Annotated in this window: 24 protein-coding genes; 18 read left to right on the forward strand and 6 right to left on the reverse strand. The window is 71.9% G+C overall.

Annotated features, from left to right (window positions below; all coding sequences use genetic code 11):
* Positions 1 to 34 precede the first annotated feature (34 nt).
* A complete protein-coding gene (locus tag ACZ514_RS06630) occupies positions 35 to 1,369 on the reverse strand; it encodes a M14 family metallopeptidase (RefSeq protein ID WP_468169815.1) in 1,335 nt (444 codons plus the stop codon).
* A 125-nt stretch (positions 1,370 to 1,494) separates the two neighbouring features.
* Positions 1,495 to 3,189, reverse strand: coding sequence for a chitinase (locus tag ACZ514_RS06635; protein WP_469124268.1), 1,695 nt, complete (start codon positions 3,187 to 3,189; stop codon positions 1,495 to 1,497).
* A gap of 371 nt (positions 3,190 to 3,560) precedes the next feature.
* Between ACZ514_RS06635 and ACZ514_RS06640 the strand changes: the two genes are divergently transcribed.
* From ACZ514_RS06640 to ACZ514_RS06710, 15 genes are all read left to right on the forward strand, one after another.
* Positions 3,561 to 4,430, forward strand: coding sequence for a hypothetical protein (locus ACZ514_RS06640; protein ID WP_469124269.1), 870 nt, complete (start codon positions 3,561 to 3,563; stop codon positions 4,428 to 4,430).
* A gap of 39 nt (positions 4,431 to 4,469) precedes the next feature.
* A complete protein-coding gene (cpaB, locus tag ACZ514_RS06645) occupies positions 4,470 to 5,171 on the forward strand; it encodes a Flp pilus assembly protein CpaB (protein WP_469124270.1) in 702 nt (233 codons plus the stop codon).
* 7 nt (positions 5,172 to 5,178) lie between these two features.
* A complete protein-coding gene (locus tag ACZ514_RS06650; RefSeq protein ID WP_469124271.1) occupies positions 5,179 to 6,450 on the forward strand; it encodes an AAA family ATPase in 1,272 nt (423 codons plus the stop codon).
* A gap of 3 nt (positions 6,451 to 6,453) precedes the next feature.
* On the forward strand, positions 6,454 to 6,828 hold the full coding sequence (locus tag ACZ514_RS06655) for a TadE family protein (RefSeq protein ID WP_468701698.1): 375 nt from the start codon (positions 6,454 to 6,456) through the stop codon (positions 6,826 to 6,828).
* 1 nt (position 6,829) lies between these two features.
* Positions 6,830 to 7,195 carry a TadE/TadG family type IV pilus assembly protein gene (locus ACZ514_RS06660; protein ID WP_468169797.1) on the forward strand — a complete coding sequence of 122 codons (366 nt, stop codon included), beginning with the start codon at positions 6,830 to 6,832 and terminating at the stop codon, positions 7,193 to 7,195.
* Between the two features lie 2 nt (positions 7,196 to 7,197).
* Positions 7,198 to 8,541: a CpaF family protein gene (locus ACZ514_RS06665; protein ID WP_468169794.1), complete on the forward strand. Its 1,344-nt coding sequence runs from the start codon at positions 7,198 to 7,200 to the stop codon at positions 8,539 to 8,541.
* On the forward strand, positions 8,538 to 9,476 hold the full coding sequence (locus ACZ514_RS06670; protein WP_469124272.1) for a type II secretion system F family protein: 939 nt from the start codon (positions 8,538 to 8,540) through the stop codon (positions 9,474 to 9,476). The genes ACZ514_RS06665 and ACZ514_RS06670 overlap by 4 nt, the downstream gene beginning before the upstream one ends.
* 15 nt (positions 9,477 to 9,491) lie before the next feature.
* Positions 9,492 to 10,394, forward strand: a complete 903-nt coding sequence (locus ACZ514_RS06675) for a DUF5936 domain-containing protein (protein WP_468169788.1) — start codon at positions 9,492 to 9,494, stop codon at positions 10,392 to 10,394.
* A gap of 3 nt (positions 10,395 to 10,397) precedes the next feature.
* Positions 10,398 to 11,492: a sensor histidine kinase gene (locus ACZ514_RS06680; RefSeq protein ID WP_469124273.1), complete on the forward strand. Its 1,095-nt coding sequence runs from the start codon at positions 10,398 to 10,400 to the stop codon at positions 11,490 to 11,492.
* A complete protein-coding gene (locus tag ACZ514_RS06685; protein WP_468169782.1) occupies positions 11,489 to 12,175 on the forward strand; it encodes a response regulator in 687 nt (228 codons plus the stop codon). The genes ACZ514_RS06680 and ACZ514_RS06685 overlap by 4 nt, the downstream gene beginning before the upstream one ends.
* A gap of 110 nt (positions 12,176 to 12,285) precedes the next feature.
* A complete protein-coding gene (locus tag ACZ514_RS06690) occupies positions 12,286 to 12,534 on the forward strand; it encodes a hypothetical protein (protein ID WP_468169779.1) in 249 nt (82 codons plus the stop codon).
* Complete coding sequence (locus tag ACZ514_RS06695; RefSeq protein ID WP_468169776.1) at positions 12,531 to 13,175, forward strand: pilus assembly protein TadG-related protein; 645 nt, start codon at positions 12,531 to 12,533, stop codon at positions 13,173 to 13,175. The genes ACZ514_RS06690 and ACZ514_RS06695 overlap by 4 nt, the downstream gene beginning before the upstream one ends.
* 74 nt (positions 13,176 to 13,249) lie before the next feature.
* Positions 13,250 to 13,792 (forward strand): hypothetical protein, encoded by a 543-nt coding sequence (locus tag ACZ514_RS06700; protein ID WP_468169774.1) that lies wholly within the window; start codon positions 13,250 to 13,252, stop codon positions 13,790 to 13,792.
* 4 nt (positions 13,793 to 13,796) lie between these two features.
* Positions 13,797 to 14,444, forward strand: a complete 648-nt coding sequence (locus ACZ514_RS06705) for an OmpA family protein (protein WP_469124274.1) — start codon at positions 13,797 to 13,799, stop codon at positions 14,442 to 14,444.
* Positions 14,445 to 14,609: 165 nt separating this feature from the next.
* Positions 14,610 to 15,179, forward strand: coding sequence for a hypothetical protein (locus ACZ514_RS06710; protein WP_469124275.1), 570 nt, complete (start codon positions 14,610 to 14,612; stop codon positions 15,177 to 15,179).
* A 65-nt stretch (positions 15,180 to 15,244) separates the two neighbouring features.
* Here the strand turns inward: ACZ514_RS06710 and ACZ514_RS06715 are convergent, their stop codons facing one another.
* Together ACZ514_RS06715 and ACZ514_RS06720 are read right to left on the reverse strand one after the other, a co-directional pair.
* On the reverse strand, positions 15,245 to 16,372 hold the full coding sequence (locus ACZ514_RS06715; RefSeq protein ID WP_469124276.1) for a DNA polymerase III subunit beta family protein: 1,128 nt from the start codon (positions 16,370 to 16,372) through the stop codon (positions 15,245 to 15,247).
* A 96-nt stretch (positions 16,373 to 16,468) separates the two neighbouring features.
* Positions 16,469 to 17,032 carry a TetR/AcrR family transcriptional regulator gene (locus ACZ514_RS06720; protein ID WP_469124277.1) on the reverse strand — a complete coding sequence of 188 codons (564 nt, stop codon included), beginning with the start codon at positions 17,030 to 17,032 and terminating at the stop codon, positions 16,469 to 16,471.
* A gap of 97 nt (positions 17,033 to 17,129) precedes the next feature.
* On the opposite strand from ACZ514_RS06720, the gene ACZ514_RS06725 reads away from it, so the two are divergent.
* A complete protein-coding gene (locus ACZ514_RS06725; RefSeq protein WP_469124278.1) occupies positions 17,130 to 17,534 on the forward strand; it encodes a nuclear transport factor 2 family protein in 405 nt (134 codons plus the stop codon).
* Positions 17,535 to 17,558: 24 nt separating this feature from the next.
* On the opposite strand, the gene ACZ514_RS06730 is transcribed toward ACZ514_RS06725, so the two are convergent.
* A complete protein-coding gene (locus tag ACZ514_RS06730) occupies positions 17,559 to 18,143 on the reverse strand; it encodes a TetR/AcrR family transcriptional regulator (RefSeq protein WP_468701724.1) in 585 nt (194 codons plus the stop codon).
* Between the two features lie 120 nt (positions 18,144 to 18,263).
* Here ACZ514_RS06730 and ACZ514_RS06735 point away from each other — a divergent pair, with 120 nt between their 5' ends.
* Positions 18,264 to 19,844, forward strand: coding sequence for an MDR family MFS transporter (locus tag ACZ514_RS06735; RefSeq protein ID WP_468169753.1), 1,581 nt, complete (start codon positions 18,264 to 18,266; stop codon positions 19,842 to 19,844).
* A 228-nt stretch (positions 19,845 to 20,072) separates the two neighbouring features.
* Positions 20,073 to 20,894, forward strand: coding sequence for a polysaccharide deacetylase family protein (locus tag ACZ514_RS06740; protein WP_469124279.1), 822 nt, complete (start codon positions 20,073 to 20,075; stop codon positions 20,892 to 20,894).
* Between the two features lie 18 nt (positions 20,895 to 20,912).
* Here the strand turns inward: ACZ514_RS06740 and ACZ514_RS06745 are convergent, their stop codons facing one another.
* On the reverse strand, positions 20,913 to 22,043 hold the full coding sequence (locus ACZ514_RS06745; protein WP_469124280.1) for a serine hydrolase domain-containing protein: 1,131 nt from the start codon (positions 22,041 to 22,043) through the stop codon (positions 20,913 to 20,915).
* Positions 22,044 to 22,152 lie beyond the last annotated feature (109 nt).

Below are 22,152 nucleotides of genomic sequence, written 5' to 3' on the forward strand. Positions count from 1 at the left end.
TGGCGGAGGGGCGCCCCGGTCCGGTCCGTTCGCGTCACGCGGTGCAGTACTGGGCTTCCTTGCCGATCGAGCGGTACATGCAGTCCGCGTTCTCCAGCAGCTGGAGCACGGCTTCCTTGTTGCGCGCCGTCTCGCGGTCGATCACCTCGTCGGGCGGGTAGAAACCGCCGCCGCCGCTCGACGGGTACATCTCGAAGGTGTAGCTGAAGATCTTCTGGTCGCCCCACAGCCAGTCGTCGATCGTGCCGTCGGTGATGTACAGGTCGCTCGACTGCTCGGGCGTGTAGCCGTTGCTGGCGGCCATGCTCGTGCCGATCTTCTTGTAGACGGCGAGGTCGTCGGCGGTCAGGCCCGTCGCGGTGTCGTTGTAGGTGTAGCCGAAGGGCCACAGCACCAGTTCGCTGTACGTGTGGAAGTCGATCGCGGCCTTGATCTGCTGCTTGCCGCCGACCACCCGGCCGCGGACGAAGTCGGAGACCACCTTGACCTCGGGCGCGGACTCGGCGGCCGGCCCGCGGTAGGTCTCGGAGCTCTTGCTGCCGCTGGAGCCGCCGCAGCAGCCCCACTTGTAGTTCCAGTTGCGGTTCTCGTCCGTGCCGACGTACGAGGAGCCGCTGTTGGGCTGGCGGTTCTTGCGCCAGGAGCGGTAGGAGCCGGTGGCGATGTCGTACTCGCCGCCGTCGGGGTTGAGGTCCGGGATGATCCAGATCTCGCGCTGGTTGACCATGTTCGTGACGCGGCTCTCGGTGCCGTACTTGGAGCCGAGTTCCTTGAGCAGGTAGAGGGCCATTTCCACGGTCAGGTGCTCGCGGGCGTGCTGGTGGGCCGTGAAGAGCACCTCGGGTTCGGCCTCGTCCGTGCCGACGTTGTCACTGATCTTGATCGCGACGAGGTCCCGCCCCTGGTACGACTTCCCGATGACCTGCTTGCTCATGATCCCGGGGTACTGGGCGATGCGCTGGTCGATCTCCGCACTGGCCTCGGCGTAGTTGTGGTACCTGGAGTCCGCCGACGGGAAGTCCATCGGGGAGGCCGCCACGCCCCGCTCGCTGCGGTCCGGCGGTCCGGGCAGCGCGGTGAGCTCGTGGCCCAGCGCGCGCAGGGCGCGGGCCTGCATGGGGTCGGCGCTGACCACGACCGAGTGGGCGTCCACCTCGTCGATCGAGGCGCCGGTGCGCAGCAGGGCCGTGCGTTCGGCGGCCGTGGACGGGCCGTGGATCTCGTACTGGACGATCGCTTCGTCCTGGGTGGCGGTGGAGGGGGTGGGCGGGGGCGCTGCCGTCGCGCTCATGCCGTAGGCGGGTGCGCCGAGCGCGAGCGCCAGCAGGGCCGCCGTGACGGCGGCCCTCCGGCGGTGGTGGAGCCGCATGCGTTCTCCTGGGTGGGGAGTGTGGGGTAGCCGTGCGGACGCGCACAGCGTGCTCTCATGGCATGTTCCGGTCAAGAACCCGGGGGGCCCACCGGGTCGAATCAGCCACCCCACACCTCTACCGCCTACGGCAGTGCGTGCACCTTCGGACCCACCGCGTTGGACCAGGTGCCACCCGCCTTGGCGTCCCAGTTGGTGGACCAGGTCATCGCCCCGCGCAGCGAGGGGTAGGTCTTCGACGGCTTGAAGGAACCGCAGCCCGTGCCCCTGGTCAGGCAGTCCAGGGCGTTGTTGACGACGGTCGGGGAGACGTACCCGCTGCCCGCGCCGCTCGGTGAGGCCGGGACGCCGATGCCCACCTGGGAGGGGTCGAGGCCGCCCTCCAGCTGGATGCAGGCCAGCGCCGTCAGGAAGTCCACCGAGCCCTGCGCGTAGACCTTGCCGTCGCAGCCGTTCATCGCGCCGCTGTTGTAGTACTGCATGTTCACGACCGTCAGGATGTCCTTCACGGCCAGCGCGGTCTTGAAGTAGCCGTTCTGCGGGGACTGCATGTCGATGGTCTGCGGTGCCATGGTCAGGACCAGCGAGGGGCCGGCCTTCGCCGACAGGGCGCGCAGCGCCTGCGTCATGTAGGTCGGGTTGAGGCCGTTCTCCAGGTCGATGTCGATCCCGCTGAAGCCGTACTCCTGCATCAGCGCCCAGGCGGAGTTCGCCAGGTTGGCGGCGGAGGCGGAGTCGTTGACCGAGATCGTGCCCTTCTCGCCGCCGATGGAAAGGACGACCGACTTGCCGGTGGCCTTCTTCGCGGCGACGTCCGCCTTGAACTGGGCCACCGTGTAGCCGCCGAGGCCCGCGGAGTCGAGGGTGAAGGCGATGGCGCCGGGCGTGGCCGTGGCGTCGGCGAAGGAGACGGCGATGATGTCGTACTGCGCGGAGACGTCGGAGAGCCGCTGGACGGTCGCGCCGTTGTCGAAGTTCTGCCAGTAGCCGGTCAGCGCGTGCCGCGGCACCGAGGGGTTCGGGTTCGGGCCGCCGCCCCCGGTGGTGGTGCCGGTGACCGGGGCCGACCTGGGGCCCTCCCCGGCCGCGTTGTACGCGCTCACCTGGAAGGAGTACGAGGTTCCGGCCGCGAGCCCGGTGACGGGGGTGGAGGTGCCCGTCACCGTCTGGACGCGGACCCCGTCCTGGTAGACGTGGTAGCCGCTCGCGCCGCTGACCGCGTTCCACGAAAGGGTGAGCCCGTTCTGGCTCTGGCCGGAAACGGCGGCCCCCGCCGGCGCGCCCGGCAGACCCGGTCCGGGATCGGTCGGGCCGCCGCCGTCCGGGCCGAGGACGCTGAACTCGTCGGCGGCGTAGGCGGGCTGGCCGTACCAGCCGTGGGTGTGGACGGTGACCTGGGTGGTGTTCGGCCCGGTGGTGAAGGTGGTCGCCAGCTTCTGCCAGCCGCCGCCCGTGCCGGGGGTCCAGGTGGAGACGTCCTGGGTGCCGGTGCCGGTCGCCCCAAGGTAGACGTACGAGCCCTGCACCTGGGCGCTGAGCGTGTAGGTGGAATTCGGCTTGACCGTGACGGTCTGGCTGCACCGGGCGTTGTCCGAGCCCGCCGGGGTGGCCCTCAGGGCGCCCGCCCCGGCGTAGACGGGGGAGGGGACGGAGGCGCCGCTGCCGTTCGAACAGGACCAGTTGGCGAGGCCGGACTCGAAGCCGCCGTTGCGGACGACGTTGACGTCGGCCGCCCGGGCGGGACCCGCCGAGAGGGCGGTCAGTCCGCCGGCGGCGAGCGCGGCGGCGAGCGGCAGGGCGAGGGAGCGTATGCGGTTCACGTGGGCTCCGTGGGGGGAGGAAGGGGAGGAGCGGGAGGGGGGAGCAGTGCGGGGGAGTGGGGTCCCCGGGACCGAGAGCTGGCGCCAGCCAAGTTGGTCCAGACCAATCCCCGTGTCAAGAGTGTTTGCAATGTGGCTTGAAATGCGCGGAGCCCCGATCCCTGTTGTCCGGGTTTCCCGCCTCCTGTGACCTGTGCTTCCGGCACAGGAATCCTCAAGCCCCTGCCCTGTCAGGGGCGTCGCGGATATGGTGCTCGGGCAAGGGGGAAGGGCGACGATCGTTTGCGGTCGCGCAGCATGCGCGCGTACGCGAAGTCCGGCGGACGGCCGGACGGACACGCGCCGTGCAGAGGGTGAACGGGGGGATTCGCGTGCCGACCGCCATCGCTGTCACCAGTGCCGATCTGGTGCTGCCGGCCCCCGACCGGCACACCCCGGGCGCCGCCGTACTGCGCCCGCCGGACGGAGCCGGCCTCGAGTCCTCCCTCGCCGAGACCACCGACCTGCTGGAGCGGCACGGCCATCTCGTCGCCGTCGTACCGTCCTGGCTGACTCCGGCCACCGCCCGCCGGCTGCGCACCGTGCGGGCCGTCCTGGAGACCGACCGGATCGCGCTCCTCGAGGTCGATCTGCCGCCGCTGGCCACCGCCGTGCTGGTGCGTCAGCTGCGCCAGCTCACCGTCTGCGACTTCAGCCCCGGAGTGATCGCCTCGGCCGCCCGGCTGCTGTCCCACTACATCCACGCGGGCGCCCTGCTGGGCTCCGTCGCCAAGCTCGACCGGATCCCGGTCGGCCTCAAGGCGCACGCCCGCTCCTGGTCCCCCGGCGCCCAGTTCGCCGTACTCGCCCACCCGGCCCCGCACCTCGCCCGGCTCGGCACCGCCACGGCGGGAGCGCTGCCGCCCGGGCCCGCCTTCGCCACCCACCTCACCTTCGCGCGCGGCCAGCTGTCCTCCGACTGGGTGGCGGCCGAACTGGCCCCCGCCTGGCAGGTGCGGGGCGTCATGGAGAACCCGCTGCCCGCCGACTCCGCCCGCTGGTGGGCCACCCCGAAACTCGTCGAGTTCGCCGCCGCCATCCCCGACGTGTCCGTGCTCCGCCAGCTGGTCGCCTCGGTCCGCCGCGAGGAGTGCGGCTGGTGCGGCTTCGAACTGATCGGCGACCGCTGCGGCTTCTGCGCCGCCCCCCTGGCCGCACCCCCGCCGGAGGTGCCCGCCGCCCGCTCCCGATCCGGATCCTGACCGCCCGAACGAACGAAGAACGGCGAGGTAGTACGGCCCATGAACTCACGCCAGCGCCGCGGCGTCATCCTGCTCCTGCTGTCGGTCCTGTGCGCCCTCGCCGCCTTCGCCGGGGTCCTCGTCGTCATCGGCGACGTCAACTCCAAGGTCGGGTCCGAGGTCGTCGCGTACCGCGTCAAGGGAGACATCGCACCGTACAGCGCCCTCTCGGCCGGCCAGTTCGAAGAGGTCAAGATCCCCAAGCGGTGGCTGTCCGACACCGCCGTCGGCGATCTCGGCGCGCTCCAGGGCAAGATCGCGCTGACCACCCTGAAGAAGGGCTCGCTGCTCCAGAGCGACATGTTCGTCGACAGGCCGCAGCTCCAGGCCGGGGAGCAGGAGATCGCCATCATGATCGACGCGGCCACCGGCGTGGCCGGCAAGATCACCTCGGGCGCGAAGGTCAACATCATCGCCACCTTCAAGGGCGCCAAGGAGACCGACCCCTCCCGCTCGGTGATCATCGTCGCCAACGCCCGCGTCCTGGGCGTCGGCAAACTCACCGCCCTCGACAAGGACAGCGACCGCAAGGGCCCCGCCGAGGCGGTCCCCATCACCTTCGCCCTGAACACCAAGGACACCCAGCGCGTCGCCTACGCCGAGTCCTTCGCGGAGCACGTCCGGCTGGCCCTGGTGGCCCCCGGCACCGACTCGGCACCCAGCCCGGCCGAGCGCACGTACACCCTCGACGGGGACAAGTGAGGCGCGGATGACCACTCGAATCCTCCCCGCGGCCGGCGACCCGGACGCCGCCCGCGCCCTCGCGGCCCTGCTCGGCCAGCTGCCGGACGCCGAGCCCTCCCCGCCCGTACCCGACTCCACCTCCCTCCTCGACGTGCTGGGCCGCCTGGCCGCCGAGTCCGTCGACGAACTGCCCGAGGTCGTCCTCGTCCACGAGCGGATCGGTCCCGTCCCCGCCCTGGAGCTCATCCGTGAAGTCGCCCTGCGCTTCCCGGCCGTGGGCGTGGTCCTGCTCTCCTCCGACACCGGACCCGGCCTCTTCTCCGCCGCCATGGACTCCGGGGCGCGCGGCCTGGTCGCCCTGCCCCTCTCGTACGAGGAACTCTCCGCCCGCGTCCAGGCCGCCGCCCTGTGGGCCGCCGGCGTACGCCGCCACCTGGGCGGGGGCGCGGACGCGTTCACCGGCCCGGGCGGCCGGGTCGTCACCGTCACCGGGGCCAAGGGCGGCGTCGGCACCACCTTCACCGCCGTCCAGTTCGCGCTGGCGGCCGCCGCCTCCGGTCGGCGTACCGCCCTGGTCGACCTCGACCTCCAGTCCGGGGACGTCGGCTCCTACCTCGACGTGCAGTTCCGCCGCTCCATCGCCGACCTGGCCGGCATCCAAGACATCTCCCCCCGGGTCCTCCAGGACGCCGTGTACGAGGACCGCACCGGCCTCGCGCTGCTGCTGGCCCCGGCGGAGGGGGAGCGGGGCGAGGAGGTCGACGAACGGGCCGCCCGCCAGGTGATCAGCGCCCTGCGCGCCCGCTACGAGCTCGTCGTCATCGACTGCGGCACCCAGGTCACCGGAGCCAACGCGGCCGCCGTGGAACAGGCGGACGTCGCCGTGCTCGTCACCACCCCGGACGTGGTCTCCGTACGGGCGGTCAAGCGGATGGTCCGGATGTGGGAGCGGCTCCAGGTGCGCAAGGCGGAGGACACCGCCGTGGTGGTCAACCGCTGGAGCAAGCACACCGAGATCCAGCCCTCGCTGATCGAGAAGATCACCAAGACCCGGCCGGTGCGCACGCCGGTCCCCGCCGCCTTCAAGGAACTCCAGGCCGTGGTGGACGCCGGACGGGTACAGGACCTCGACAACCGCTCGACGGTCAAGCAGGCGCTGTGGGCGGTGGCGGGGGAACTGGGCCTGCTGTCCGCCCCGGAACCGGCCGCCGCGCCGGCCCGGACGGGCGCCGGATCCGTCCTGGCGGTCCGCGCGGCCGGACCGGTGGCCCGCCTGCGGCGCGGGCGGGGGGACTGACCGGTGCGGCGGTGGCGGGGCGCGCGGGAGCGGGAGCGGGACCGGGGCCAGGTGGCCGTGGAGTTCGTCGGCGTGGTGCCGCTGATCCTGCTGCTCGTGGCGGCGGTGTGGGAGTGCGTACTGATCGGCTACGCCTTCTCCCTGGCCGGGAACGCGGCCGACGAGGCGGCCCGGGCGGGGGCGGTCAAGGGCGACGCGGCGTGCGAGGCGGCCGCCGTCGAGCACATCGGTGCCGCATGGGGACCGGAGGCCGAGTGCGGCCCGGCCGGGGACGTCTACACCGCGAAGGTCACCCTCGGCATCCCCGTGCTCTTCCCCGGCCTCGACTTCGGCCGGATCGACGGCAAGGGCGGCGCGGCGATGGAGCGGGAGGAGTGACATGAGACGACGGAACGTCCGCTCCGACCGGGGGCAGGTGGCCCTGGAGTACATCGGCTTCGTGCCGATCCTGCTCTTCGTCGCACTGTGCGGGATCCAGCTGGGCTGGATCGCGTACGTCCACGAACAGGCGGACACCGCCGCCCGTACGGCGGCCCGCGTGGAGGCCCAGCACCGGGGCCGGGGCGAGGCGGCCGGACACGCCGCGATCCGCGAGGGACTCCCGGCGGTCGTCAGCGTGACCCCCGGAGCCGACGCGGTCACCGCCACCGTGACGATCAAGGTCAACACCATCGTGCCCGGACTGGACGTCCCGGACGCCACCGCCACCGCCGTCATGCCCAACGACGACCCGAAGGGACCGTGACCATGAGCCTGCGTTCCCGGGTCAGCACCCCCGACGACCGCCACGGCCCCCGCGAGGACGGCCGGCTCGTCTCCTCCTACCGCGCCAAGCTGCTGGAGGAGATCGACCTCGCCGAGATGTCCGCGCTCGCGCCCGCCGAGCGCCGGGCGCGCCTGGAGCGCGTCCTGGGGCACATCATCAGCCGCGAGGGGCCCGTCCTCTCCACCGCCGAACGCGCCCAGCTGATCCGCCGCGTCGTCGACGAGGCACTCGGCCTCGGCGTGCTCGAACCCCTCCTCGAGGACGCCTCCATCTCCGAGATCATGGTCAACGGGCCCGACCAGATCTTCGTCGAGCGGTCCGGGCGGGTCGAGCAGCTCCCGATCCGCTTCGCCTCCCACGAGCAGCTGATGCAGACCATCGAGCGCATCGTCTCCACCGTCAACCGCCGCGTCGACGAGGCCAACCCGATGGTCGACGCGCGCCTGCCCAGCGGGGAACGCGTCAACGTCATCATCCCGCCGCTCTCCCTCACCGGCGCGACGCTCACGATCCGCCGCTTCCCGCGCGCCTTCACCCTGCACGAGATGATCGCCCTCGGCTCCCTCGACGAACAGATGCTGCTCCTGCTCTCCGGGCTGGTCCAGGCGAAGATGAACCTGATCGTCTCCGGCGCCACCGGCACCGGCAAGACCACCCTCCTCAACGCCCTCTCCGGACTGATCCCCGAGGGCGAACGCGTCATCACCATCGAGGACTCCGCCGAACTCCAGCTCCAGCAGGCCCACGTCATCCGCCTCGAATCCCGCCCGGCGAACGTCGAGGGCAAGGGGCAGATCACCATCCGCGACCTCGTACGCAACTCCCTGCGCATGCGCCCCGACCGCATCATCGTCGGCGAGGTCCGCGGCGGCGAGACCCTCGACATGCTCCAGGCGATGTCCACCGGCCACGACGGCTCCCTCGCCACCGTCCACGCCAACAGCTCGCAGGACGCGCTGATGCGCCTCCAGACCCTCGCCTCCATGTCCGAGGTCGAGATCCCCTTCGAGGCGCTCCAGGACCAGATCAACAGCGCCGTCAACGTCATCGTCCAGCTCACCCGCTTCGGCGACGGCTCGCGCCGCGTCACGGAGATCTCCATCCTCGACTCCCACGGCCGCGAGCCGTTCCGGATCACCACCGTGTGCCGCTACATCGCCCAGCCCATGGGGGCCGACGGGCGCGTGCACGGCTACTTCGCCTACGCCCCGCTGCCCCGGCGGATCGCGGAGCGCCTCTACATGAGCAACCAGCCCATCCCCCAGGCCTTCGGGGTAGCGCCGGAGGACTACCCCGACCCGCTGACCTCCCGGACCGTGCTGTGACCCACCTCGTCCTCCTCACCCTCGGCGCCACCCTGCTGGCCGGCCTCCTCGTGTCCCTCGGGGCGCACGCGTACGCGGCCGGCCTCGCCCAGCGCGCCGCCCTCGTCGACCGGCTCTCCGCGGAGGGCGCCCCCGAGGCCGCCGGCCGCAGACGCCGCTTCCAGGGCGTCGACCGGCGCCTGCGCGGGACCGGGCCGGGCCGGCGCATCGAGCTGAAGCTCGCGACCACCGGCCTGGACGTCACCCCCGGCGAGTTCTTCGTCTACATGCTGACGGCGGTCGCCGGGACCTGGCTCGTCTCCGCCTCCCTCCTCGCGCCGTTCTTCGGCCCCGTGGCCGGCCTGACCGGGCTGTGGGCCGCCAACGCCTTCCTCAACTGGCAGCGCGCCCGGCGCACGGAGCGGTTCATCAACCAGCTGCCCGAGCTGGCCCGCATCCTCGCCAACGCCACCCAGGCCGGGCTCGCCCTCCGCACCGCCATCGGGATCGCCGCCGAGGAACTGGAGGCCCCGGCCGGGGAGGAACTGTCCCGGGTCACGGACCGGCTCGCGGTCGGCCACTCCATCGAGGAGGCGCTCGGGGAGATCGTCGAGCGGCTGCCGTCGCGGGAGCTGGTCGTCCTCGTCTCCACCCTCGTCCTGTCGGCGCGGGCGGGCGGCGCCATCGTCGGCAGCCTGCGGAACCTGACCGTGACCCTGGAGCAGCGCAAGGAGACGCGCAGGGAGATCCGTACGCAGCTCTCGCAGGTGACGGTGACCGCGTACCTGGTGCCCGCCATCGGCCTCGGCTCGCTGCTGCTGGTCGACCTGATGATGCCGGGCGCGCTGGACCGGATGACGGGCGCCCTGATCGGGCAGACCGCGGTGCTGGTGGCGCTCGGCCTCTTCACGCTCGGCTTCGTCCTCATCCGCCGCCTTTCGAAGATCGACGTCTGAGGGGCCGGCCACGCGATGCACACCTACCTCCCCTTCCTCCTGGCCCTGGCCGCCGCCCTCTCCGTCTTCGGGATCCTCCACGGCGTCCGGCTCTACCGCGCCGACGTGGAACTCCCGACCGACCTCGCCCTCGCCCTGGAGGTCGGCGCCACCCGCACCACCGCCGTCGGCTCGGCCGTCGACCGGCTCGGCATCCGCTGGGCACCCCTGGTGCTGCGGCTGATGGGACCCAAGCGGGTGGCCCGCAAACGCCGCCAGATCGACATGGCCGGCAACCCGGCCGGCCTCACCATCGACCGGTACGCCGCCCGGCGCGCGGTCTACGGCTTCCTGGGCGGCCTCGGCGCCTTCGCGATGCTGCTCAACGGCAAACTCGTCCCGGCCCTGCTCATGGTGGCCTTCGGACTGTTCTGGATCGAGGCCGGGCTGTGGTCGGCCATCCGGATCCGGCGCGACAACATCGAGCGCACCCTGCCGGACTTCCTCGACGTCCTCGCGGTCGTCGTCAGCGCGGGCCTCGGCTTCCGCCAGGCCCTCGAACGCGTCGCGGGCAAGTACGAGGGCCCCTGGGCGGACGAGGTCCGCATCACCCTCCAGCAGCTGGACATGGGCGTCAGCCGCCGCCAGGCCTTCGACGAACTGCGCCGCCGCAACGACAGCGAACAGGTCGCCCAGTTCGTCACGGCGCTGCAGCAGGGCGAGGAACTCGGCTCGCCCATCGTGGACACCCTGATCGCCATCGCCGAGGACATGCGGCGCACCGACGCCCAGAACGCCCGCCGGCGTGCCGCCCGGGCCGTCCCCAAGGCCACCTTCGCGGTGACGATGTTCATGCTGCCGGGCACCCTGATCCTGCTGGTCTGCGGCTTCGTCTACGGCGCCAACGTCGACTTCGGCGCCCTGCTGGGAGGCGGCTGAACCATGCGCCTGGAAGCCAACGCCCTCCAGGCCCTGTGCCGCCAGGTGTTCGCGGTACGGCTGGTGATGATCCCCCTCGGCGCCCCCCTGGCCCTGGGCCGTACGGCGCCGGGCGTCCCGACCTGCCTGGTGGCGGGCGCGGTGGTGGGCACCTTCACCCTCTCCTACGCCCTCTACCGGGACTGGGAGCGCTTCGGACCGCTCCTGCTGCGCCACCGCTGGCCGCTGGCGGCGGACATGGCGGTGGGCGCCCTGCTGCTGATCACCGCCACCCCCTCCTCCCCGCTGGGGCTCGTCGCCCTCGGGACGCCGCTGCTCGCCGGGCTGGCCTACGGCTGGCGGGGCTCCGCGGTGTTCGCGGCGGCGCAGACGGTGGTGGTGGCGGCCCTGGGCGGCGGCCTGGCCCTCTCCCTCCTGTGCGTCCTGTCGGGCGCGGCCGGCTCCTCCGTACGCGACTTCCTCTTCCGCCTGTCGCGGACCCGGGCGCGGCTGGCCGCGGCCGAGGCGGTCCGGGAGGAGCGGGAACGGCTGGCGCGGGAGATGCACGACTCGGTGTCCAAGACCCTGCACGGCCTCGCGCTCAGCGCCGACGCCCTGTCCCGCACGACGGACCCCGCCGCCCTGCGCCACCAGGCCGAATTGGTGGCCGCGGCGGCCCGCCGCGCGGCCTCCGAGTCCCGTGCCCTGCTCACGGACCTGCGGCGCGGCTTGCGGGACGCCGAGGAGGTCCCCCTGCTGCCGGCGCTGCGCGCGCTGGACGCGGAGGTCCGGGTGTCGGGGGAACTGCCCGCGCTCCCCGCGCACGTGGCGGGGCACGTCCTGTCGGTGGCCGCGGAGGCGGTGGAGAACGTACGCCGCCACGCGGGGGCCACCGAAACCCTGCTGACGGTGTCGGTGACCGGCACGCACCTCACCGTCTCGGTGGAGGACGACGGCCGCGGCCTGCCGGCGCGGCTGCCCTCCGGGGGCCACTTCGGCGTCCTCGGCATGCGGGAACGCGCGGCGGCGATCGGAGCCGCCCTGTCGCTCGGCCCCCGCCCGGCGGGCCGCCCCGGCACCCGCGTCCGTCTCTCGCTCCCGCTGGAGGGCATCCGATGACCCCGATCGACGTCCTGATCGCCGACGACAACCCGGTGGTACGGGCGGGCCTGAGCGCGCTCCTGGCCACGGCGGGGGACCTCCGCGTGGTGGCCCAGGCCCGCGACGGCCGCGAGGCCCTGCACCTGACCCGGATCCACGCCCCGGACGTGATCCTGCTGGACGTCCGGATGCCGGGGGTGGACGGCATCTCGGCCCTGCCGCACCTGGTGTGCCTGGCGCCGGTCCTGATGCTGACGTACAGCCAGGAGGCGGAGGTCGTCCGCGAAGCCCTCCTCCTGGGCGCGGGCGGCTACCTGATCCACGGCGAGTTCACCGCCGACGACCTGGTACGCGCGGTCCGCGACATCCGCGCCGGCCGCGCCCACTTCACCCCGACGGCAGCCACGGCCGTCCTCGCGGAACTCCGGGCCTCTTCGCAAACGCAACCTTCCGTGGCACAGTCGACGGAGCGCATGCACAACTCCGTTGTGTTCGGCCTGAGTTCGCGGGAGGCGGAGATCATGGACTTGATCGCGTCCGGCATGAACAACCAGCAGATCGCCGGCGCCTGCTTCATCAGCGAGAAGACGGTCAAGAACCACATCAACCGCATCTTCGCGAAGCTCCAGAGCACCAGCCGCAGCGAGGCGATAGCCCGCTGGCTGGGAACCGCCCGTCCGGGAGTGACTGGCCATGGGTAGACACCGTGCGCAATGGGACCGTATTTGGGCCCCGGGACCCTTGGTTATCGCCCGTCACTCCCCGTACGGTCCGCGAATCGACTGCGGAACCGGACCGGGAGGGATCCCCCATGTCGAACAACACGCTGCTGAAGGTCTCCGTCGAGGCGAAGGTCCGCGTCAGCGCCTGGACGGACACGACGGTGAAGCGGATCCGCAAGCGCTACGCGAACCCCGACCGGGGACAGACCGCGTTCGAGTACCTGGGCATCATCCTGGTGGTCGTAGTGATCATCGGAGCCATCGTCGGTACTGGCATTGGGCAGGCCATTACGAACAGGATCGCCGCAGCGGTGGCAGCTGTCACCGCTGGCAGTTGATCCTGGGAGGTGACGGGCAGAGAGGGCAGGCGTTTCCTATCTACATCGTGGTCGTGGTAGGCCTGCTCTTCGCCGCCCTGGTCTTCTTCGTGGTGGGGCGGGCTGGCGTCACGCGCAGCAATGCTCAGGGTGCTGCAGATGCGGCCGCCCTTGCAGCTGCCGGGGAGGTCAGGGACAACGTTTTTTCAGGCATCGACTTGGTCAACCTGAACCCTGCCGACTGGGCCAAACTCGTCAATGGGGACCTGCTTTCAGGGCGAGGAGCTTGTGCGCGGGGACTCGAATTCGCCACTCTGAACGGTGCCGCTGCGGAGTGTGAAGCAGCCATCCCCGTGATCACCGTCAGGGTGACCACGAATGGGACCGTCGGGAAATCGGTTGTACCGGGCACTGAGAGCGTCCACGGCAAGGCCACTGCCAAGGCCCGTGTCCAACCCCGATGCTCTCTTCGGGCAGCACCCTCAACCCCCTCCCCTCCCCTGACGCCGGGTCCGAGCCTGAGCCCAAGTCCCAGCTCAACGCCGGGACCGGGAAACGTCACGTTCCTCTGTGATGGGGAGGTGCTTTCTTTGGACCTGGCGAAGCCGGGCTCGCTCGGCAAGCTAGCAAAGGCGCTCTTCACGGTTCGACTGGTCGATTGACAAGTATGCGAGAAAAGGAAGCTGCAAAGATGAGCACTCGGCACTCGGCGAAGATTCGCGGGGGAGTGGCTGCCGTGGCTGCAGTCGCTCTGGCGATCACGATGGCGGGTTGCGGCGGGGGGGATGGTAAAACCAAGGCCTCGCAAGATCCGTCGTCGACGAAGTCGCAGGGGGATTCCCCCAAGCCTCAGGTGCAGAGTGGCGAACCCAAGCCTGCTCCGACTGAGATTCTCGCCTCGGTCAACGGCGAGGGCGGCATGAACTTGATTGTCAACTCGGCCGTGCGCGACACCGGGGGTTTTCTTACGATTAGCGGCCAGCTTAAGAACAACAGCACCCAACCCTTTACCAGCACTGCGGCTTGGCGTGGTAACGAACTCAAGGCCAGCGGTGCCTCCGTTGCCGGCGTCACAGTGGTCGACAAGGCAGGGAAGAAGCGGTACTACGTGCTCCGTGACACTGATGGCCGGTGCCTGTGCACGACAGGACTGACCGTCATTAATGCAGGTCAGAGCGTGCCGTTCTTTGCGCAGTTCCCGACGCCCCCCGCTTCGGTCACAGAGGTGGACTTCAACCTACCCACCTTCGCCTCGGCCACCGTCAAAATCTCCGGGTGACCCCATGACCAAACGCCACCGCGTACCCGCGGCCGCAGCCGTCGCCGCTCTCGTCATCGCCGGGACCCACCTCATCGGCGCGACGAGCGCCCACGCCGACGACCCCAAGCCCTCCGTCCCCCCCGGCACGGAGCCATCGGCCGCCGCGCCCGTGCAGGTCGACCCGAACGCTCCCGGCCTCAAGATCCCCCAGGGCGGCACCCTCGCGCCCATCAAGGTGCTCGACATCGCCGAGGTCGTCGAAGACCTCGGCGGTGAGCAGCGCCGTCAGGAGACCAACCAGAACGTCATGATGGCCCTGCAGTCCGAGGTCCTCTTCCCCGAGAACAGTGCCGTCTTCAACGCCCAGGCCGCCTCCCGCATCCAGGCCATCGCGCAGGAGATCAACACCCAGAAGGCCACCCGCATCCGCGTCTTCGGTTTCACCGACGACCAGGGCAGCTACGAGCACGGCAAGGAACTCTCCAAGCAGCGCGCCGACGCCGTCCAGGCCGAACTGGCCAAGACCGTCACCAGCCCCGGCGTGACCTACGACGTCCGCGGCTACAGCGAGGACTACCCGATCGCCGACAACAGCACCGAAGAGGGCCGCAAGAAGAACCGCCGCGTCGAGATCACCTTCCCCCGCGGCTCGGCCGGCTCGGCCGGCTAGGCCACCGCAACCGCGCCGGTACCGGCCCCACCCGCGACGCCTACCCCGGCGCTGACATTTGTCACTTTCGTCCCCGCGGAACCCACCCGACAGTGGGAGCAGTTGACCCGGTCGACGGTGAAGCGGGGGTTCCAGATGGCGGGCAGGGAGACGGTGACGGGGGCGGTGACCGCACGGCCGACCAGGGGCGGGATCGTGCGGGTGTGGGGCCGGTCGCTGGCGGACGTACTGCTGCGGCGGCCGGCCGCGCAGGGGGTGCGGCATTCGGCCGGAGTGCGGCAGCTGGTGCTGACCCTGGTCGTGATGGAGGCCGTCACCGCGTTCCTGCTGTCCTCGATGCTGCCGCCCCCGGCCCGGCCCGTGCACGCGGCGGCGGAGGTGCTGCTGGTGCTGGCCGGCCTCGCCCTGGTGGCCGCGCTGCTCCGGCACCCGCACGAGGTGGACGCGGAGCGGCTGGTCCTGCGGACCGGGTTCCTCGGTGACGTGACCCTGCCGCGCTCGGCGGTCCGGTCCGTGTCGCCGGTGATCCGTACGGTGGCCGGCCGGGGGCCGCGTCCCGTGCCGGGTGAGCCGGAGGCGGTGGCCTGCTCGGTGGGCGACTCCCTGGAGGTCGCCGTGCACCTGGACCCGCCCGTACGTCTCGACCTCGGCGCCGCCGGGGTGGTCGACGCCAGGACCGTGTACGCCTCGGCCGACTCCCTCGCCGCCCTTGCCGCGGCCCTCCGGGCGGCCTAGGAGACAGCCACCGGACCCCACCGGACCCCACCGGGCCCCACCGGACCCCACCGGACCGGCCGGGCTCAGTCCTCCACGCGCACCGGCATGAGCAGCGAGTACGTCTCGTCGTCGTCGCTCCGGCGGACCGCCAGCGGTGTGGTGCCCGTACCGGCCTCCAGGACCAGGCGGTCCCGGTCCCCGGCCGCCAGGGCCTCCAGCAGGAACGCGCGGTTCACCCCGACCCGCTCTCCGGCCCCGTCCCCGGCCCGGTCCTCCGGCGAGACCTGCCCGCATACCGTCACCGTGCCCCCGTCCGTCACCTCCAGCACGCTCACGTCGTACGCCGCGCCGTCCTGCTCCCGCACCTGCCTCCGCGCGGGCCCGCCGCGCAGGGCCTCCCGGAACGCGGCCGCGTCCACCACGGCCCGGCGCCCGGCGGGCAGCCGTACGAGCCTCCGGTAGTCGGGGAAGCCCTCCCCGGCGCACCGCCCGCCCGCCTGCCGCTCCCCGGTCTCCAGGACCACCCTGTCCCCCTCGAGCACCAGCTCCGCGGGTCCGTCGTCACCGAGCAGCGCCCGCATCGCGTCGGCCAGCGGGGAGGGGACGACGGCCTGGACGCGGGAGCCGTCGTACTCCGCGGAACCGGTGATCCCGGCCGCCGAGACGGCCAGCCGGTAGCGGTCGGTCGCCACCACCCGCAGCGTCCGGCCCTCGATGTCGAAGAGGACCCCGCCGAGCATCGGCAGTTCCGGATCGGTACTCGCCGCGAACCGGACCGCGTCCAGCGCGGCGGCCAGTGCGGGGCCGGACAGGGTCAGGCGGACGGTGCGGGTGTCGGCGGAGGCCGGACTCATGGTGTTCTCCCTGGAATCGAGAAGGGCACGGACCGCGGAGAACTCGGCGCGCGCACCGGAGAGGCCCCGCTCCAGCCGGAGCAGGTGTTCCCGGAGCAGCTTCAGCACCAGCGCGCTGTCGCCCCCGGCCCAGCCGGCGGTCACCAGCCGGATGTCGGCCAGCGGCATCCCGGCCCGCCGCAGACGGGCCAGCAGGCGCGCCTCGTCCAGCTGCCCGGGCCCGTACCAGCGGTACCCGCTCACCGGATCCACCCGGTCCGGTACCAGCACCCCGGCGCCGTCGTAGAACCGCAGCGCGCTCACGCCCAGTCCGCTGTCCCGTGCCATCTCGCCGATACTGCGCATCTCGTTCCCCACGACCGGCACTCTGGTCCCTCCACCAGGTCGAGGGTCAAGCCCCTCCCGCCCGCCCCCCGGGAGCGGCGGGCCGGCGGCCGGGCCGGGCGGAGGCGGTCACCGGCCCGGGGCGTCACCGTCGCCCCGGCCCCGCGGCGCCTCCAGCAGCCGCAGGGCCGCCTCGCGCGCCCGCAGGGCCGGTTCCGGGCCGGGGTTCAGGGCGGCCACCACCGTGGCGCCCTCGGCCAGGATCAGGAGCTGGTCCGCGAGGACGGGGGAGTCGGTGAGGGTCCCCAGCAGGGACCGCAGCCCCGTCTTGTGGCGGCGTACGACGTCCAGGACCGCGGCGGGGCCCGCGCCCAGTTCCCCGTACGCGTTGAGGAAGGCGCAGCCCCGGAAGTCCGGCTCCGAGAACCACCGCGCCAGCCAGTCGAAGACGGCCGGCACCGGTTCGGCGGCGGCCGTCACCGCCTCCCGCAGGCTGGCAATCCAGCGGGCGTTGCGCCGCTCCAGGTAGGCGGAGACCAGGGCCTCCTTCGAGGGGAAGACCCGGTAGAGCCGCTTGAGCGGTACGCCCGACTCCGCGCGTATCCGGTCCATGCCGACGGCCTGGACGCCCTCGGCGTAGAACAGCGCCTCGGCGGCGTCGAGCAGCCGGGTACGGGCCTCTTCATCGTCCATGGGGTGAAGGGTAGTTCAGGACCGCTTGCCACGAGAACGCTCGTTCTCTACTTTGAGAACGAACGTTCTCCGAGTTGCCCTCCGGGAGGAACCGCCCATGCTCACACCGCCGTTCACCGAGGAGACCGCCCGCGCCAAGGTGCGGGCCGCCGAGGAGGCCTGGAACACCCGCGACCCCGACCGGGTCGCGCTCGCCTACTCCGAGGGCTCCGTCTGGCGCAACCGCGACCGCTTCCTCACCGGCCGCGCCGAGATCCGCGCGTTCCTCGCCGAGAAGTGGGAACGCGAACTCGACTACCGCCTGCGCAAGGAGCTCTGGGCGTACACCGGCAACCGCATTTCCGTCCGCTTCGAGTACGAGTGGCACGACGCGGACGGCCAGTGGTGGCGCAGCCACGGCAACGAGCAGTGGGAGTTCGACGACGACGGCCTGATGCGCCGCCGCGAGGCCAGCATCAACGACGTCCCCATCGAGGAGTCCGAACGGCGGCTCCGCCCCTGAGGGGCCCGGGCCCGCCGCCCGTGACTACGGTTCGCCGTGGTGGGCCCGGGTGATCAGGTCCGTCGCGACCTCCAGGGCCGCGAGCCGGGTCTCCTCCCGGTCCCCCTCCACGTGCTGGAGGAACATCATCCCCGCGTGCAGGGTGAACAGGGCGCTCACGCACCGCACCTGGTCCGTGAGCGGGCCCTCCTCGTTGCGCAGCAGCTCCACCAGGGTGAACAGCCGGCGCTTGACCGTCTCCCCGATGCTCAGTTCGCGCATGGTGGCCTGGTTCTCCTGCATGAAGCGGTACAGCGGCGCGCCCGCCGCCATGGCCTCGCTGTAGCGGCGCAGGACTTCCCGCTTGGTCTCCAGCGTCGGCGGCTGCCCCTGCGCCCACTCGATCAGCTCGTCGATCGGACGCGTCAGGTCCTCGAAGACGCTGATGATGATGTCTTCCTTGGTCTTGAAGTGGTAGTAGAGCGCCGCCTTGGTGACCTCCAGCCGCTCCGCGATCTCCCGCAGCGAGGTCTTCTCGTACCCCTGCTCGGCGAAGAGCTCCAGTGCGACGTCCTGGATGCGCTGGCGCGTGTTGCCACGGCGCGGCTGCTGCGGACCGGTGCTGGACATGGCTCTCCCGAGTACTTACTTGACGCCCGGCTAGTGACGGGTCTACCTTGCCCCATTGTAGTGAACTAGCCGGGCGGCAAGTAAGTGCCCGGTGCGGTTGCGTGTGAGCGGGGAGTGGACATGGCGGAGAACATCGCAGAGGCAGCGGGCACCGGGGAGGTGAAGCCGCGCAGCGTACGCGTCGTCCTGATGGCCCTCATGATCGCAATGTTGCTCGCCATGCTCGACAACATGATCATCGGTACGGCGATGCCGACCATCGTGGGCGAGCTCGGCGGCCTCGAACACCTCTCCTGGGTGGTCACGGCCTACACCCTGGCCACGGCCGCCTCCACGCCGATCTGGGGCAAGCTCGGCGACATGTACGGGCGGAAGGGCTCCTTCCTCACCTCGATCATCATCTTCCTCATCGGCTCCGTGCTCAGCGGCATGGCCCAGGACATGGGCCAGCTGATCGGCTTCCGCGCCGTCCAGGGCCTGGGCGCCGGCGGCCTGATGGTCGGGGTCATGGCGATCATCGGCGACCTGATCCCGCCCCGTGAGCGCGGCAAGTACCAGGGCATGATGGCCGGCGTGATGGCCCTCGCCATGATCGGCGGCCCGCTGGTCGGCGGCACCATCACCGACCACATGGGCTGGCGCTGGTCCTTCTACATCAACCTGCCGCTCGGCGCCGTCGCGCTCGCGATGGTCAGCGCGGTGCTGCACCTGCCCAAGAAGAAGGCGCAGGGCAAGATCGACTACCTCGGCGCGGCCCTGCTGACCCTCGCCATCACCTCGGCCGTCCTCGTCACGACCTGGGGCGGCACGGAGTACGCCTGGGGCTCCGCCGAGATCATCGGCCTGATCGCGGTCGGAGTCGTGTCGACCGCCGCGTTCCTGTACGCCGAGACCAAGGCCGCCGAGCCGGTCATGCCGCTGCACATCTTCCGCAGCCGCAACTTCACCCTGATGTCGGTGATCGGCTTCCTCGTCGGCTTCGCCATGTTCGGCGCCGTGGTCTACCTCCCGCTCTTCCAGCAGTCCGTCCAGGGCGCCTCCGCCACCAACTCGGGCCTGCTGCTCCTGCCCCTGCTGCTCTCGATGATGGCCGTCTCGCTCGTCGCGGGCCGTGTCACGACCAGCAGCGGAAAGTACAAGGTCTTCCCGATCGCCGGCGGCGCCCTGATGGTCGTCGGCCTGTTCCTGCTCGCCACCATGGACACGGATACCTCCCGCCTGGTCTCCGGCCTCTACATGGCCGTCCTCGGCGCCGGTCTCGGCTTCCTGATGCAGATCACCATGCTGGTCGCGCAGAACAGCGTCGACATGAAGGACATGGGCGTCGCCTCTTCCTCGGCGACCCTCTTCCGCACCCTGGGAGGCTCCTTCGGCGTGGCGCTGATGGGTTCCCTGTTCACCTCGCGGGTCACGGACACCATGTCCGAGCGGCTCGGCCCGCAGGCGGCCGAGGCCGCCGGCTCCGCCCAGCTGGACGCGGCCGGCCTGGCCAGGCTCCCCGAGGCGGTGCGCGACGCCTACCAGCACGCGGTGGCCGCCGGTACGCACTCGGCGTTCCTGCTGGGCGCGGCGATCGCCGTACTGGGCTTCGCGCTCGCCTGGTTCGTCAAGGAGGTCCCGCTGCGGGGCGCCGGCCCGGCCCCGGCCGACGGCGGGTCCGCCAAGGCCGCGCAGGCCCCGCAGGACTCCTTCGCGCACTGAGCCCCCTGTCTGCCGGTGAGGCGGGTGCGGTCCGGGAGGTCCCGGACCGCACCCGCCTTTTCCGTACCCGCCGCCGGCCCTCCCGTCAGCCCCAACTGACGGGAAGACTCGGGTATTCGGACTCAAATCCACGATTACCCGGAACTCGTGGGGCAATTCAGGGGAACTCCGCCAGGCGTTCCGACGTCTGACCCACAGGACCCTTTCAAGGCCGGACGGGGAGTGGACATGACGCGTACGCACAAGCACGGCCTCGGCGGCCGGATAGCAGTCGGAGCCTCGGCCGTCGCCGTGGCCGCCACCCTCTGGGCCGCCGGTGCCCTCGTCGCCCCCGACGGCGGCCCCGCCCCCCGGCCCGGGCAGGCCGCGGGCGGGAGCGCCGCCGACGGCCCGGGGGGCGCCGGCGGGCCGGGTGCCGCGCCGGCCCGGCTGCCCGAGGGCATCGCCCACGCCTCCGAGGCCGGCGGTGACGCCGTCAACATCACCATCGACGACGGCCCCGACCCCCGCTGGACCCCGCAGGTCCTGGAGGTACTGGCCCGGTACGACGCGAAGGCCGTGTTCTGCATGATCGGCCCGCAGGCCGAGGCCCGGCCCGACCTGGTCAAGAAGGTGGCCGCGGCCGGCCACCGGCTCTGCGACCACTCCATGGACCACGACACGTCCATGGACAGGAAGCCCGCCGCCCACCAGCAGGCGCAGATCCTCGACGCGAAGAAGCTGATCGAGGAAGCGGCCGGCGGAGCCGAGGTCCAGTACTACCGGGCGCCGGGCGGCGCCTTCACCCCCGACAGCCGGCGCATCGCCGCCGCACACGGCATGCGCCCGCTCGGCTGGAACGTCGACACCAAGGACTTCGGCAGGCCCGGGACCCCCGCCATCGTCGACGCCGTCAAGCGCGGCATCGGCAACGGCCCCACCGTCCTCTTCCACGACGGGGGCGGCGACCGCCGGCAGACCGTCGCCGCCCTCGACCAGGTCCTGGCCTGGCTGAAGGAGCAGGGCCGCCCCACCGGCTTCCCGGTACGCACCGCCCCCGACCCCTCCTGACGCGCCGGCCGCCGGGCCCTACAGCGCCCGCGCCACCTTCAGCACCGCCGCCGCCAGCGGGCCGTTCTCCGGAGCCGTGCCGCCCGGGAAGCCGAACCGGCGGCGCGTGTACCCGTAGGCGATCCCCGTGACCGGGTCGGCGAAGCCCAGCCCGCCCGCCGCGCCGCAGTGCCCGAAGGCCTCCGGGCCCACGGCGTGCTGCCGCTCGAAGCCCAGCCCGAAGTGGTCGGTCTCCGCCGTGACCGCGTCCGTGCCCGGGGTGTGCGGCCGCGCCACGTCGGCCAGGGTCGCCGGGGTCAGCAGCGCCGGAAGACCGTCGAGCCCGCCGATCGCCGCCGCGTACAGGGCCGCCACGCCGCGCGCCGTGCCGACGCCGCCGGCCGAGGCGGGGCCGAGGGCCTTCACCTTCGGGTGGTTGGCGTAGGCGACCACGTCCATCGGCGGCTCGTGGTGCTGGTTGAAGGCGATCCGCATCATCGTGGGCATCGTTCCGGCCGCGAGCACCTCCGCCTGCGCGGGCGTCGGCAGCATCTCCAGCACCGGCTTCCAGCGGCCCGCGAGCCCCTCCGGCAGCCCCATGTACAGGTCCAGCCCGTACGGCGCCCGCACCCGCTCCTCGTAGACCTCCTGGAGGGAGCGGCCCGTGGCCCGCCGCACCACCTCGCCCGTCAGCGCGCCGATCACGAAGGCGTGGTAGCCGTACGCCGTGCCCGGCTCCCAGAAGGGCTCCTGCCGGGCCAGCCGGGCCGCGACGAACGCGTCGTCCGCGACCTGTTCGTACGAGAAGCCCTCGTCGGAGCCGATCAGCCCGGAGCCGTGCGCGACCAGCTGCCGCACCGTCAGCCGCTCCTTGCCGTGCCCGGTGAACTCCGGCCAGTACGCCGACACCGGGCGCTCAAGGTCCAGTACGCCCTCCTGCGCCAGCAGCGCCACGACCAGGTGCGCGGCGCCCTTGGTGATCGAGAAGACCCCGCTGAGGGTGTCGCCGTCGGTGTCCTCGCCGCCCCACAGGTCGACCACGGTGCGCCCGTGGTGGCGGACCGCCAGCTGGGCCTCCGGCGGGTGGGGCTCCAGCGCCACGAAGGCCTCGAACGCCTCCCGGACCGTCTCCCAGCCCGCCGCGGCCGTCCCGTTCACCGTCACACCCATGCCGTCCCCCGTACCGTTCGCGGACCGTCCGTCCGCCCGTCGTGCACAGACAACCAGAGCCGCGCGGACGGCATTCCGGTCCGGCGGGGCAATCTGTCACCTGTGCGCG

This window comes from Streptomyces sp. NPDC034086 (genome assembly GCF_055575515.1).